Raw genomic sequence first — 13,251 nt, 5'->3', positions numbered from 1 at the left:
GTCGACGTCGTGGCTCAGGCCACGTCGACCAGGATCACCTCGCTGTCTTCCAGAGCGCGCACGTCGATCAGCGCTTCGTCCTTGATCGCCACGCCGTCGCCCGCTGCGGCGGCTATGCCATTGATCTGCAGGGAGCCATGGGCGGCGACCAGATAGCCCTTGCGGCCTTCGGCGAAGCGGTATTCGGCGCACTGCCCAGCATTCAGCGTGGCCGCGACCAGGCGAGCCGACGTGCGGATCGGCAGGGCATCGTCATCGCCGGGCAGGCCGCTGGCCAGCGTGACGAAAGTCCCGGCGCGCTCGCCCTTGGGAAACGGCTTGGTGCCCCAGCCCGGTTCGGCGCCACGGCTCTCGGGCATAATCCAGATCTGGAAAATCTTGGTGGCGACATTTTCAAGGTTGTACTCGCTGTGGGCGATGCCGGTGCCGGCACTCATTACCTGCACATCGCCCGCTACGGTACGGCCTTGGTTGCCAAGGTTGTCCTGGTGGGTAATGGCCCCTTCGCGCACATAGGTGATGATTTCCATGTCGCGGTGCGGGTGCGCCGGGAAGCCACTGTGAGGCGCGATGGTGTCGTCGTTCCACACCCGCAGCAGTCCCCAGTGCATGCGTGCGGGGTCGTAATAGTCCGCGAAGGAAAAGTGATGCTTGGTATCCAGCCAGCCGTGGTGTGCGCCGCCGAGTTGCTGGAAGGGACGTACTTCGATCATGGGAGAGTCCTCATTGGGTTTGCCACGGCATGGTGCCGGGAATGAGGCCATGATCTATCGGAATCGAGCTGATGATAAGCGCAAAATACGCTCTGATTTAATCAGGAAAGTTGATCGGTTTCGTTGCGAACTTCAGAAGCGGCAACAATGCCGCTTCCCATTAGAAAAGCGGCATCTGATAGGGCAATCAGCCGATGCTGATGGGCGGCAGTTGGGGCAGCGTGACGGTTTGCTGACTGCGCGGCGCGAGGATTTCCGCTTCGCCGTCGACCACGATGTCATCGTTCTGATTCACCACCTGAGTCGCGATGCGCACGCGAAACTTCGGCAGCTTTTCGAGAATTTCCAGGCGTACGGTCAGGGTGTCGCCGAACTTCACTGGGCGGGTGAACTTCATCGTCTGGCCGAGGTAGATAGTGCCCGGGCCGGGCAGGGTGCAGGCCACGGCGGCGCTGATCAGCGCTCCGCTGAACATGCCATGGGCGATACGCTCCTTGAAGATCGTGCCGGCAGCGAACTCGGCGTCCAGGTGCACGGGATTGTGGTCTCCGGACATGGCGGCGAACAGCTGGATGTCGCGTTCGCCGACTGTCTTGCTATAGGTGGCCTTTTGACCAACTTCGAGAGCTTCATAAGGCGTATTGGTGAGTTGGGTCATGCGGTCTCCTTGGTTGGGTGGGAACGGCTGGCGGCCAGGGTCTGGTTCAGCCAGTCGATCAAAAAGAACGTGACGTCCGCGCGATTGGTTTCATGGAGCAACTCGTGGCGGGCGTCTGGATACAGATTCAGTTGTACGTGCCGCAGGCCGGCATGGCGCAATGCACAGGCAAGATCCTTCTGACGCTTGCCGGCACTGACCGGATCACATTCACCGCCGATGACCAGGATGGGTAGCCGGGCATCGATGCGGGCCAGCTGTGAAATGGGCGTGATTTCTTGCAGACCGCCGAGCAGGTCAATCCACAGCTGATTGGTGCAGCGGAAGCCGCACAGCGGGTCGGCAATATAAGCGTCCACCTGCGCTGCGTCACGGCTCAGCCAGTCGAAGGGTGTGCGGTTGGGTTTGAATGCCTTGTTGAACGAGCCGAACGACAGCCACTCGATCAAGGCGCTGCGCCCGAGCGGCCCCTGGCGCCAGCCTTCGAAGCGCGCAATCAGTCGGGCTGCGCGGTACAGCGATACGGGCTGATAATTGGAACCGGACAGGACGACCCCGTGCAGGCCGGCGCTGTGGGTAAGCAAGTAGGCCTGAGCGATATAGCTGCCCATGCTGTGACCAAACAAGAAAAGTGGGGTGTGGTGATGCTGGTGGTGTATCAGCTGTCGCAGTTGGTGCAAGTCATCTTGTACCCGCTGCCAGCCGCCATGGTGGGCGAAGTGGCCGACGATGTCGTGTTGGGCTGTCAGCCCATGGCCGCGTTGATCGAGGGCGTAAAGATCGATGCCATTCTCAGCCAATGCCTGGCCAAAGTCGGCATAGCGTCCACTGTGTTCGCCCATGCCGTGGGCCAGCATGACCACGGCGCGGGGCGTTGCGCCACTGCTCCAGTGATTCACATGCACCGGGACGTTGTCATGGGTGGTCAACGTGAAGGTCTGATGGTGCATGACGAATCCTTTGAAATAATGGCTGCATTGTAGAGCTGCCCAAGGGATGTTCCCAGCCGAGGTTGCCGAATGCGACCCAACGCAGTTCTATCTCTGCGGGTTTGCATGCCGGCAGGCGGTATGCTGAACGGCTGGCGCCAGGTAAGACGATAGATTAGTGTTAACACTCTAAACGTGACCGTAGGTCAATTTTTCGTCTTGTAGGTGACTGGAATTGCCATATTTGCTGTGGATGGCGCTTGGCAAAACTGCTAATCTCGGCCCGCTTTGTGGCCCTTGAAGGGCTCTGGACATATACAACAAGACCAACCGACAACCGTCATCAAGACGGTGAAGATAAGCTGAGCTTAGGAGTGGGCTTCCATGACCGAAAATTTCTGGAAGGACAAATATCCAGTAGGTATTCCTGCTGATATCAATGCCGATGAATACCCGAATATTCAGGCGGTATTGCAACAGTCCTGCCAACGCTTTGCCGACAAGCCCGCTTTCAGCAACCTGGGCAAGACCCTTACTTATGGCGAGTTGTATGAGCTCTCCGGTCACTTCGCCGCCTGGCTGCAGCAGCATACCGACCTGCAGCCGGGTGATCGTATCGCCGTGCAATTGCCCAACGTCCTGCAGTACCCGGTGGTGGTGTTCGGCGCCATGCGCGCCGGGCTGATCGTTGTGAATACCAACCCGCTGTACACCGCCCGCGAGATGGAGCATCAGTTCAACGATTCGGGTGCCAAGGCGCTGGTCTGCCTGGCCAACATGGCCCACCTGGCGGAGGTCGTGCTGCCCAAAACCGGCGTCAAGCACGTCATCGTCACCGAGGTGGGTGACATGCTGCCGCCGCTCAAGCGCCTCTTGGTCAACAGCGTGGTCAAGTACGTCAAGAAGATGGTGCCGGCCTACAGCCTCCCCCAGGCCATCAAACTGAACGATGCCCTGGCCAAGGGACGCGGCAAGTCGGTCAACGAAGCCTCGCCGGCCGCCAACGATGTTGCCGTATTGCAGTACACCGGCGGCACCACGGGCGTGGCCAAGGGCGCAATGCTGACCCATCGCAACCTGATCGCCAACATGCTCCAGTGCAAGGCGCTGATGGGGGCCACGCTCAATGAAGGCAGTGAAATTCTCATCGCCCCGTTGCCGCTCTACCATATCTACGCCTTTACCGTGCACTGCATGATGATGATGCTGACCGGTAACCATAACGTGCTGATCACCAACCCGCGCGACCTGCCGGCGATGATCAAGGACCTGGGCAACTTCAAGTTCACCGCCTTTGTGGGTCTCAATACCCTGTTTGTCGCCCTGTGCAACAACGAGGCATTCCGCCGACTGGATTTTTCCGGTTTGAAGCTGACCCTTTCCGGTGGCATGGCCCTGCAATTGGCAGCGGCTGAGCGGTGGAAGGAGGTTACTGGCTGCGCCATCTGTGAAGGTTACGGCATGACCGAAACCAGCCCAGTAGTCACGGTTAATCCGATTCAAAATATCCAGGTCGGCACCATCGGCATCCCGGTTCCCTCCACCAGCTGCAAGGTGATCGACGAAGAAGGCAACGACCTGCCGTTTGGCGAGCGGGGCGAGCTCTGTGCCAAAGGCCCGCAGGTAATGAAAGGCTACTGGCAGCGCCAGGAAGCCACCGATGAAGTGCTCAGCGCCGATGGCTGGCTGCAGACCGGTGATATAGCTGTCATCCAGCCGGACGGTTTCATCCGCATCGTCGACCGCAAGAAGGACATGATCCTGGTGTCCGGCTTCAACGTGTATCCGAACGAACTGGAAGATGTGCTGGCCACCTTGCCGGGTGTGCTGCAGTGCGCCGCGATTGGCGTGCCGGATGAGCGTACCGGCGAGGCGATCAAGGTCTTCGTGGTGGTCAAGCCGGGTGCCAGCCTGACCAAGGAGCAAGTCATGCAGCACATGCACGACAACCTCACCGGTTACAAGCGGCCCAAACAGGTCGAGTTCCGCGACAGCCTGCCGATGACCAACGTCGGCAAGATCCTGCGCCGCGAGCTGCGTGATGAAGAGCTGAAAAAAGTCGCCATGGCGTAACTCCCGGCGAAGACAACAAAGCCCCGCTCCGGCGGGGTTTTGCCGTTTAGGCGGGTCCAGATTTCACGCGGTTACAGCCTGAAGGTGCGCGAGCAAATTTTGGTCGAGTTTTAGCAAATCTGACCGATAACCAAGTGAGGCTTAAATTCGCCGCGGAGCGGCGAGAAAACAACATTGCACTCCTAGGAATGAAACATGCTGTCAATGCTGCGATTGAGATCAAAACTACTGCTTCTGGCCCTGGGGCCGATTTTACTGTTGGCAATTATGTTGAGCGCTGTTTCCGTCGTGATGCTGCAGCAACTGGCAGACCAGCAGGAAGCCCAAACCCGCGAAAACCTGCAAAAAGACCGCCGTGTCGAACTCCAGCATTACGTGGAGATGGCCTATGTGATGATCGAACCGATCTATCAGGCCTCCGCAGCCAACGACATGGATGCTCGGGCCGAAGCGGTCAACCAGCTGAAGAAGCTGAACTACGGCAAGGAGGGGTATTTCTGGGGCTACGATAGCAAGACCGTTCGCGTGTTCCAGGGCAATACCGACGACAAGATCGGTGAGAGTTTTTACAACTTCCAGGATGCTTCCGGCGGCTACCCGATCCGCGCGCTGGTCAGGGCGGGGATGGATGGCAGCCACTATGTGAATTACTCCTTCGTGCTGGGTGCCGAGCGGGTGCTGGTCCCCAAGATCGGTTACTCGATGTATTTGCCGAAGTGGGACATGGTGTTCGGTACCGCATTGAACCTCGATGGCCTTGAGCTGGATGTCGCCAATGCCCGCGCCGTGTTCGAGCAGCGTATCGATCACCTGCTGCTGGTCATGATGGCCTCAGCCATTGGATTGCTGGCCTTGATTGCCGTCATCACGGTTCCGCTGACCCGTTCGATCCTGCGTCCGCTGATGCTGATCAAGCAGAATCTCGACGACATGGCCGCAGGCGATGGCGATCTCACCCATCGGCTACCTGTTTCCGGTCAGGACGAACTGGGCGAGCTGGCGCGTTCATTCAACGCGTTCGTCGAGAAAATCCACACCCTGGTGAAGCAGGTGATGACCACAACTGGCCAACTGACAGGGCTGGTGGGCGAGGTGGCGAATCAGGCGCAGCGTTCCGAGCAAGCAATGACAGGTCAACGTCATGAGACCGATCAGGTGGCCACTGCCATCAACGAAATGTCAGCCGCCGCACAGGAAGTTGCTCAGAGTGCCCAGCGTGCCGCCGAAGCCGCACGGCAAACAGACGAGCAAGGCCAGTCGGCTCAGAAGGTCGTTAGCCTGAGCATTTCGCATATCCATGACCTGGTCACCGAAGTGAGCAGTAGCAGCGAATCCCTAGAAAGCCTGCGCGTGGATGTGCAGGGCATTGTCGGTGTGCTGGAGGTCATTCGTGCCATTGCCGAGCAGACCAACTTGCTGGCACTCAACGCCGCCATCGAGGCGGCGCGGGCCGGTGAAGCGGGGCGTGGTTTTGCGGTGGTGGCCGACGAAGTACGTGCGCTGGCCAGTCGTACTCAGCAAAGCACCGGTGAGATCCAAAGCATGATCGACCGCCTGCAAAACACCACGGCCCAGTCCGTCAGCACCATGCAGCGGGTGACCTCGCGAGGCGAAAGCACCCGCGAGCAATCCAACCTGGCCGGCGAAGCGCTCAATACCATCTCGACGCTGATCGGCACCATCAACTCGATGAATGCGCAGATCGCCAGCGCTGCCGAAGAGCAGACCGCGGTAGCCGAGGAGATCAACCGCAGCGTGCACCAGATTGCCGGGATTGTGGACGGTGTGGCGGATGACGCCGTTCAAGGCGCCCAGACGGCACGGGAACTGAACACCCTGGCTGAGCGCCTCAAGCGCCTGGTCGGACAGTTCCGCGTCTGAGCCAGCGATGCGGGAGCCAGGACGGACTCCCGCAGCAGTAATTGAAGCTGTTCCAAACGGCTTCGATCACTCCAGATACAGATCCGGCATCAGCGATCCGCCGTTGCGGTCGTAGCGGTAGGGCTCGAAATCCTCGACGCCTCGTTCACGCAGGATGTCTTCATCGATCAGCAGTCGACCGCTCAGGCTGCGCCCCTGGCTGCTCAGGATGGCATGGGCGGCATCGGCCATGATGGCTGGCGTACGAGCCTGCTTGAAGACCTGCTGGCCGCCCAGTTCATATTCGATGGCTGCGGTGGCGATCACCGTGCGCGGCCACAGCGCGTTGGCGCTGATGCCGTACTTCTTGAATTCCTCGCTCATGCCCAGAGTCAGCATGCTCATGCCGTACTTGGTGGTGGTGTACGGGCCGTATTGGGCAAACCACTTGGGGTCGAGGTTGAGCGGCGGCGACAGGCTGAGAATGTGCCCGTTCGCGCTCTGCTTCAGGTAGGGGAGGGCAGCCTGGCTGCAGACCATCACCGCGCGGGTGTTGATCTGGAACATCAGGTCGTAGCGTTTGGGTTCCAGGTGTTCGACGCCTTGCAGGCGAATGGCCCCGGCATTGTTAACCAGCGCGTCGATGCCACCGAAACGTTCAGCAGCCTGGGCCATGGCGGCCTTGACGGCGTTTTCGTCGCGTACATCCAGTTGCAGGGCCAACGCCTGACCACCGGCCGCTTCGACCTCAGCGGCCACGGAATGGATGGTCCCGGCCAGCTTGGGGTGGGGCTGGTCGCTCTTAGCGCCGATCACGATATTGGCGCCGTCCCGTGCGGCACGCAGGGCGATCTCGCGACCAATGCCACGGCTGGCGCCAGTGATGAACAGGGTCTTGTCACGCAGGGTCATGGGATAGTCCTTTTTGACGGGCCATGAAAGGGAAGATCGCCGTGCGGTCCTCCCTTCGTTCTTTCACCAGCCTAGATCAGGCTCCAGGTCGTATTTCGGCAATCGTAGGGTGGATCGCGCTTCACCGATCCACCAGCGCGCCGTGCGCGCGATGGTGGACAAGGAAAGCGTTGTCCACCCTACGGTTCGCAAGCTCAGGCTTCTTCAGCTTCGATCTCCACCAGGATCTGACGGTTCTTCACCTGGTCGCCCTTGCTGGCCTGCACCTTGCGCACGGTGCCGTCGACGCCGGCCTTGAGCGGGTGTTCCATCTTCATGGCTTCCAGCACCACCAGCAGTTGCCCCTTGCTGACCTTGACGCCTTCCTCGACCAGCACGTCGACAATCGCGCCATCCATGGGCGCCTTGACCGTACCGGAGCTGGCGGCGCTCTGGCCACCGGCCGGTTCATGGGTGACGTCGACCAGCTCCAGGTTGCCGTACTGGCCATACAGGTGCAGCGTGTCGCCGTCCTGATGGTAGGCGACGCGGCGGCGAATGCCGTCCTGCTCCAGGGTCAGCCAGCGGCCATCACTGGCCAGCAGCTTGAGTTCCACGCTGGCGTCGCCAACGGTGGCCCGCAGGCGCGGCTGACTGCCGGCTTCGAGGACGTCCAGCGCCACGCTGTAGCGGTTTTCGCCCTGCTTGAGCAGGAAGCGCCAGGGCGCACTGCCGGCGCTGCGCCAGCCAGCCAGTTCGCCCTGGTGGGCGCGGCTGTTGGCCGAGGCCTGGTAGAGCAGAGCGGCGGCGGTGGCCAGTTCGGCCGCGGACGGCGCTTGCGGGCTCAGGCTCGGGTCTGCGTTGAAATGCTCGGCGATGAACGCGGTGGTCGCGTTGCCGGCGGCGAATTCCGGGTTGCTCAGCAGGTTGGCGAGGAAGCGCTGGTTGCCGTTGACGCCCAGCAGCACGCAGTTCTCCACCGCGCGCACCAGCTTGCGCCGTGCTTCTTCGCGGGTGGCGCCATAGGCGATCACCTTGGCCAGCATCGGGTCGTAGAACGGCGAGACGAGCTGGCCTTCCACCAGGCCGTGGTCGATGCGGACGCCGTCGCGCAGTTCCGGCTCCCAGCGCAGCACGGTACCGGTCTGCGGCAGGAAGTTCTTCGCCGCGTCCTCGGCGTACAGGCGCACTTCCATGGCGTGGCCGGTCAGGGTGATCTCGTCCTGCTTGAGGGGCAGCGGGTGGCCGGCAGCCGCCTGGATCTGCCAGGCGACCAGGTCCTGGCCGGTGATCAGTTCGGTCACCGGGTGTTCCACCTGCAGGCGGGTGTTCATTTCCAGGAAGAAGAACTCGCCGCTGGCATCCAGCAGGAATTCCACGGTGCCTGCGCCGACATAGTTCACCGAGGCGGCAGCCTTCACGGCGGCTTCACCCATGGCCTTGCGCAGGTCCGGGGTCATCACCGGGCAAGGGGCTTCCTCGACCACTTTCTGGTGACGGCGCTGCACGGAGCAGTCGCGTTCGCCCAGGTACACGATGTTGCCGTGCTGGTCGCCAAACACCTGGATTTCAACGTGGCGCGGACGGATCACGGCGCGCTCAATGATCAGCTCGCCAGAGCCGAAGGCGTTCTGCGCTTCGGAGCGGGCGGTGCGGATCTGTGCGCTCAGTTCGCTGGCGTCGTGCACCAGGCGCATGCCGCGACCGCCGCCCCCGGCGCTGGCCTTGATCATCAGCGGGTAACCGACGCGCTCGGCTTCGCGGATGAGGGTTTCGTCGTCCTGCGCGGCGCCTTCGTAACCCGGAATGCAGGGTACGCCGGCTTCGAGCATGGCGATCTTCGACAGGCGCTTGCTGCCCATCAGGTGGATGGCCTCCACGGTCGGGCCGATGAACACGATGCCGGCGGCTTCACAGGCGCGGGCGAAATCGGCGTTCTCGGAGAGAAACCCGTAACCGGGGTGGATCGCATCGGCACCGGTTTTCTTCGCGGCGGCGATGATGTTGTCGATCACCAGATAGGACTGGTTGACCTGCGCCGGGCCGATGCACACGGCTTCGTCAGCGACCTGGACGTGGCGTGCGCCGGCGTCGGCTTCGGAATACACCGCGACGGTGCGGTAGCCGAGGTCCTGGGCGGTGCGCATCACCCGGCAGGCGATTTCGCCACGGTTGGCGATGAGGATCTTGTGGAATGCGGGCATGTTGTTTTTCTACTCCTGCCGTTAACTGTTGAGGTTGCCGTAACGCTGGGCCCGCTCGGCGGATCGCGCTTCATTGACCGCGCCGAGCGGTGTTCTGGTGGATGTGGAAAGCGACATCCACCCTACAAATGCATAGCCCGAGCGCCAGATAGGCAAGGTCGGTATTGCCAATGTGTTCGATCCGTTACAGCGCCCACTTCGGTGCGCGTTTCTGCACGAACGCCATGGTGCCTTCGATGCCTTCGGCACCGGTCACTGCGGCGGCGAACTGCTCGGCGGCGCTGTCCAGCAGCGCACCCAGCTCCTGGGTCTCGGTTGCCAGCAGCAGTGCCTTGGTCTGGGCGTTGGCGCCGGGGGCGCATTTGCGTACCTGATCGAGCACTTCGGCCAGCCGTACATCCAGGTTTTCGCTGGACTCGCAGTAATGCACCAGCCCCAGGTGCAAGGCTTCTAGGCCATCGAAGCGCGCAGCGGTCAAGGCCAGACGACGGGCCTGGGTGAGGCCGACGCGCTTGACCACGAAGGGCGCGATCTGCGCCGGCAGAATGCCCAGGGTGGTTTCCGGCAGGCCGAATTTGCAGCTTTCGGCGGCGATAGCGATGTCGGAAATGCAGGCCAGGCCAAAGCCGCCGCCCAGCACCGCGCCTTCCAGCACGGCAATGACCACCTGGGGTGCGGCCTGGAATTCCTCCAGCATGGCGCCGAAGGCACGGTTCAGTTCGCGGTAGGCGTCGCCGCCCTTGGCGCGGGCGCCGGCCATGTCCTTGATGTCGCCGCCGGCGCAGAAATGGCCGGCGGCGCCGCGCAGCACCAGCGCACGCACGTTGGCGTCATGGCGTACGCCTTCCAGCACCGCACGCAGTTCATGCACCATGGCCAGGCTCATGGCGTTGCGGCTGTCCGGGCGATTGAGGGTGACGTTCAGTACGCCAGCCTCCAGATTCAGTAGCAGCGTTTCGCAGTTGGGTAGATCGGCCATCACAGGCTCCTTGATGTATTCGCAAGGGGAGGGCAATCGTAGGGTGGATCACGCTTCATCGATCCACCAAGCGGGGCCGTGGTGGATGTAAAAAACGACATCCACCCTACGGTGCTTCCGCTCTTAACCTTTCTTCTTGCCAGGCAGGGTGCCCATCATTTTGCAGATGATGCCGAGCATGATTTCGTCGGCACCGCCGCCGATGGACACCAGGCGCACGTCGCGGTAAGCGCGCGAAACGGGGTTGTCCCAGGTGAAGCCCATGCCGCCCCAGAACTGCAGGCAGCTGTCGGTGACTTCACGGCCCAGGCGGCCAGCTTTGAGCTTGGCCATGGACGCCAGCTTGGTCACGTCGCGCCCCTTGATGTACTGCTCGGTGGCCTGGTAGACGAGGGCGCGCAGGGCTTCGATTTCGGTTTGCAGCTCAGCCAGGCGGAAGTGCACCGCCTGGTTGTTGATGACCGGCTGGCCGAAGGTGTGGCGCTGGCGGGTGTATTCGATGGTCTGGTCAACGCACAGCTCGAGACCCTTGATGATGTTGGCCGCGCCGAACAGGCGCTCTTCCTGGAACTGCAGCATCTGCATCATGAAGCCGGCGCCTTCGTGGCCAATGCGGTAGCGCTGCGGCACGCGCACGTCATCGAAGAACACCTGGGCAGTTTCCGAGGAACGCATGCCGAGCTTCTCGATGTGCGGGCTCAGGGTGATGCCGGGGGTGTCCATCGGCACCACGATCAGCGACTTGTTGACGTGGGGCTTGTCGTCGCTGGTGTTGGCCAGCAGGCAGATGAAGTCGGCTTGCGGGCTGTTGGTGATCCACATCTTGGCGCCATTGATGACGTAGTCGTCACCATCCTTGCGCGCGGTGGTTTTCAGGCCGGCCACGTCGGAGCCGGCACCCACTTCGGAGACACCGATACAGCCGATGGCATCGCCGGCAATGGCTGGGGTCAGGAATTCTTCGCGCAGGGCATCGGAGCCGAAGCGCGCCAGTGCCGGGGTGCACATGTCGGTCTGCACGCCGATGGCCAGCGGTACGCCGCCGCAATGGGCGGTGCCGAACTCTTCAGCGGCGACCACGGAGTAGCTGTAATCGAGGCCCATGCCGCCGAATTTCTCCGGCTTGGAGATGCCCAGCAGGCCCAGATCACCGGCCTTCTTGAACAGCTCGCGCATCGGGAAGCGCCCGTCTTTTTCCCACTCCTCGACGTGCGGGTTGATTTCCTTGTCGACGAAATTCTTGACTGTGCGGCGCAGTTCTTCGTGTTCTTGGGTGAAGTTCATTGTTGTTGTCCTTCTTGCGGAGTTCTGGGAGGGAAGGGCGCGCTTACAGGCGCGCCACACCGAAGGTGTTGGATTTGAGCGGGCGAACCTCGGCCTCGGCGCAGATGTCCAGCAGGAAGCCCAGCAGCTTGCGGGTATCGCGCGGGTCGATCAGGCCGTCGTCCCACAGGCTGGCGGTGCCGTACAGCGCGGTGGACTGGCTGTCCAGTTTTTGCGCGGTGACGGTTTCCAGCATGTCGAGCATCTTCGGGTCTGCGGTCATGCCCTGCTTGGTGTGCTTGTCCTCAGTGACGATGCGCAGCACCTTGCCGGCCTGGGCGCCGCCCATCACGGCGGTCTTGCTGTTGGGCCAGGCGAAGATGAAGCGCGGGTCCAGACCACGGCCGCACATGGCGTAGTTGCCGGCGCCGTAGGAGCCGCCGACCACGATGGTCAGCTTGGGCACGCGGGCGTTGGCCACGGCCTGCAGCATCTTCGAGCCGTGCTTGATCACGCCGTTCTGTTCCGACTCGGTGCCGACCATGAAGCCGGTGGTGTTGTGGAAGAACAGGATCGGGGTGTTGCTCTGGTCGCACAGCTGGATGAACTGTGCAGCCTTGGCGGCGCCGCGCGGGGTGATCGGGCCGTTGTTGCCGATGAAGCCGCAGGGTTGGCCTTCGATGCTCAGATGACCGCAGACGGTCTGGCTGTCGAACTCGTTCTTGAAATCGAGGAATTCGGAGCCGTCGGCAATGCGGGCGATGATCTCGCGCACGTCGTAGGGCTTCTTGGCGTCGTTGGGCACGATGCCGAGTAGCTCGTCGGCCGGGTACAGCGGCTCGCGGTAGGCCTTTTTGGCACGTACCGGCAACTGCTGGTTCCACGGCAGCATCTGCATGATGTTGCGCGCCAGGCGCACGCCGTCGGCGTCGTTTTCGGCCAGGTATTCGGCGGTACCGGCGACCTGCGCGTGCATTTCCGCGCCGCCCAGTTCTTCGTCGGTGGCGATTTCACCGGTGGCGGCCTTGAGCAGTGGCGGGCCGGCGAGGAACATCTTGGCCTTGCCGCGCACCACCACCACGTAGTCGGACAGACCCGGCTGGTAGGCGCCGCCGGCAGTGGAGGAGCCGTGCACCACCGTCACCTGGGGAATGCCCATGGCGGAAATGCGCGCCTGATTGGCGAAGCCGCGTGCACCCTCGACGAAGATGTCGGCGGCGTAGTTCAGGTTGGCACCGCCGGATTCGGCCAGGGTCACGATCGGCAGCTTGTTCTCCACCGCCACCTGCTGCATGCGCAGGGATTTCTTCAGGCCGGTGGGAGAGATGGTGCCGCCCTTGATGGCGCTGTTGTTGGCCAGCACCATACAGCGTACGCCCTCGATGTAGCCGATGCCGGCGATGATACCGCCACCGGCCTGGGTGCCGTCTTTGTCGTCGTGCAGCTTGTAGCCGGCTAGCGACGACAGTTCAAGGAAGGGCGCGCCCGGGTCGAGCAGCAGGTTGATGCGTTCGCGGGGCAGCAACTGGCCGCGTTTTTCGAATTTCGGTTTGGCCTCATTGGCCTTGTCGAGCACTTTCTGCTCAACGTCACGGAAGCTGGCCACGGCCGCGAGCATGGCGTCACGGTTGGCAGCAAAGGCTGCGTCGTGGACGTCGATCTCTGACTGGATCACGGGCAT

The 13,251-nt window shown here is 62.1% G+C and carries 10 protein-coding genes and 1 pseudogene; 3 read left to right on the top strand and 8 right to left on the bottom strand.

The window, feature by feature from the left end; genetic code table 11:
• Positions 1 to 14: 14 nt before the first annotated feature.
• From H9642_RS15585 to H9642_RS15575, 3 genes are all read right to left on the bottom strand, one after another.
• Complete coding sequence (locus tag H9642_RS15585; protein WP_251837384.1) at positions 15 to 713, bottom strand: pirin family protein; 699 nt, start codon at positions 711 to 713, stop codon at positions 15 to 17.
• Positions 714 to 900: 187 nt separating this feature from the next.
• Positions 901 to 1,371: a MaoC family dehydratase gene (locus H9642_RS15580; RefSeq protein WP_251837383.1), complete on the bottom strand. Its 471-nt coding sequence runs from the start codon at positions 1,369 to 1,371 to the stop codon at positions 901 to 903.
• Entirely contained in the window at positions 1,368 to 2,321 is a 954-nt protein-coding gene (locus tag H9642_RS15575) for an alpha/beta hydrolase (RefSeq protein WP_251837382.1), read from the bottom strand. The genes H9642_RS15580 and H9642_RS15575 overlap by 4 nt, the downstream gene beginning before the upstream one ends.
• A gap of 363 nt (positions 2,322 to 2,684) precedes the next feature.
• On the opposite strand from H9642_RS15575, the gene fadD1 reads away from it, so the two are divergent.
• The 3 genes and pseudogenes from fadD1 (at position 2,685) to H9642_RS18535 (ending at position 6,254) form a co-directional block, all read left to right on the top strand.
• Positions 2,685 to 4,373, top strand: a complete 1,689-nt coding sequence (gene fadD1, locus H9642_RS15570) for a long-chain-fatty-acid--CoA ligase FadD1 (RefSeq protein WP_251837381.1) — start codon at positions 2,685 to 2,687, stop codon at positions 4,371 to 4,373.
• A 195-nt stretch (positions 4,374 to 4,568) separates the two neighbouring features.
• Positions 4,569 to 5,348, top strand: a pseudogene (locus H9642_RS18540) (cache domain-containing protein); the annotation flags it as partial.
• A gap of 78 nt (positions 5,349 to 5,426) precedes the next feature.
• Positions 5,427 to 6,254 (top strand): methyl-accepting chemotaxis protein, encoded by an 828-nt coding sequence (locus tag H9642_RS18535; RefSeq protein ID WP_433962716.1) that lies wholly within the window; start codon positions 5,427 to 5,429, stop codon positions 6,252 to 6,254.
• A 66-nt stretch (positions 6,255 to 6,320) separates the two neighbouring features.
• Here H9642_RS18535 and H9642_RS15560 read toward each other — a convergent pair whose 3' ends face one another.
• The 5 genes from H9642_RS15560 to atuC all read right to left on the bottom strand — a co-directional run bounded on the left by H9642_RS15560 (position 6,321) and on the right by atuC (position 13,251).
• The gene (locus H9642_RS15560) at positions 6,321 to 7,145 is read right to left on the bottom strand and encodes an SDR family oxidoreductase (RefSeq protein WP_251837379.1); all 825 of its coding nucleotides are present in this window, start codon (positions 7,143 to 7,145) and stop codon (positions 6,321 to 6,323) included.
• A gap of 194 nt (positions 7,146 to 7,339) precedes the next feature.
• Positions 7,340 to 9,328, bottom strand: coding sequence for an acetyl/propionyl/methylcrotonyl-CoA carboxylase subunit alpha (locus tag H9642_RS15555; RefSeq protein WP_251837378.1), 1,989 nt, complete (start codon positions 9,326 to 9,328; stop codon positions 7,340 to 7,342).
• 184 nt (positions 9,329 to 9,512) lie between these two features.
• Complete coding sequence (locus H9642_RS15550; RefSeq protein WP_251837377.1) at positions 9,513 to 10,307, bottom strand: enoyl-CoA hydratase/isomerase family protein; 795 nt, start codon at positions 10,305 to 10,307, stop codon at positions 9,513 to 9,515.
• Positions 10,308 to 10,430: 123 nt separating this feature from the next.
• Positions 10,431 to 11,591, bottom strand: coding sequence for a citronellyl-CoA dehydrogenase (gene atuD, locus H9642_RS15545; RefSeq protein ID WP_251837376.1), 1,161 nt, complete (start codon positions 11,589 to 11,591; stop codon positions 10,431 to 10,433).
• A gap of 43 nt (positions 11,592 to 11,634) precedes the next feature.
• Positions 11,635 to 13,251, bottom strand: a complete 1,617-nt coding sequence (gene atuC / locus H9642_RS15540) for a geranyl-CoA carboxylase subunit beta (protein ID WP_251837375.1) — start codon at positions 13,249 to 13,251, stop codon at positions 11,635 to 11,637.

This window comes from Serpens gallinarum (assembly GCF_014836765.1).
In the GTDB taxonomy this organism is placed as follows: domain Bacteria; phylum Pseudomonadota; class Gammaproteobacteria; order Pseudomonadales; family Pseudomonadaceae; genus Serpens; species Serpens gallinarum.
This window is presented reverse-complemented; position numbering and strand designations above follow the sequence as displayed.

Bases quoted from the DNA above. Each gene is read 5' to 3' on its own strand.
- atuD (WP_251837376.1), bottom strand. From the start codon at position 11,591: ATGAACTTCACCCAAGAACACGAAGAACTGCGCCGCACAGTCAAGAAT.
- H9642_RS15560 (WP_251837379.1), bottom strand. From the start codon at position 7,145: ATGACCCTGCGTGACAAGACCCTGTTCATCACTGGCGCCAGCCGTGGC.
- H9642_RS18535 (WP_433962716.1), top strand. From the start codon at position 5,427: ATGACCACAACTGGCCAACTGACAGGGCTGGTGGGCGAGGTGGCGAAT.
- H9642_RS15550 (WP_251837377.1), bottom strand. From the start codon at position 10,307: ATGGCCGATCTACCCAACTGCGAAACGCTGCTACTGAATCTGGAGGCT.
- H9642_RS15575 (WP_251837382.1), bottom strand. From the start codon at position 2,321: ATGCACCATCAGACCTTCACGTTGACCACCCATGACAACGTCCCGGTG.
- H9642_RS15580 (WP_251837383.1), bottom strand. From the start codon at position 1,371: ATGACCCAACTCACCAATACGCCTTATGAAGCTCTCGAAGTTGGTCAA.
- atuC (WP_251837375.1), bottom strand. From the start codon at position 13,251: ATGCCCGTGATCCAGTCAGAGATCGACGTCCACGACGCAGCCTTTGCT.
- H9642_RS15555 (WP_251837378.1), bottom strand. From the start codon at position 9,328: ATGCCCGCATTCCACAAGATCCTCATCGCCAACCGTGGCGAAATCGCC.
- fadD1 (WP_251837381.1), top strand. From the start codon at position 2,685: ATGACCGAAAATTTCTGGAAGGACAAATATCCAGTAGGTATTCCTGCT.
- H9642_RS15585 (WP_251837384.1), bottom strand. From the start codon at position 713: ATGATCGAAGTACGTCCCTTCCAGCAACTCGGCGGCGCACACCACGGC.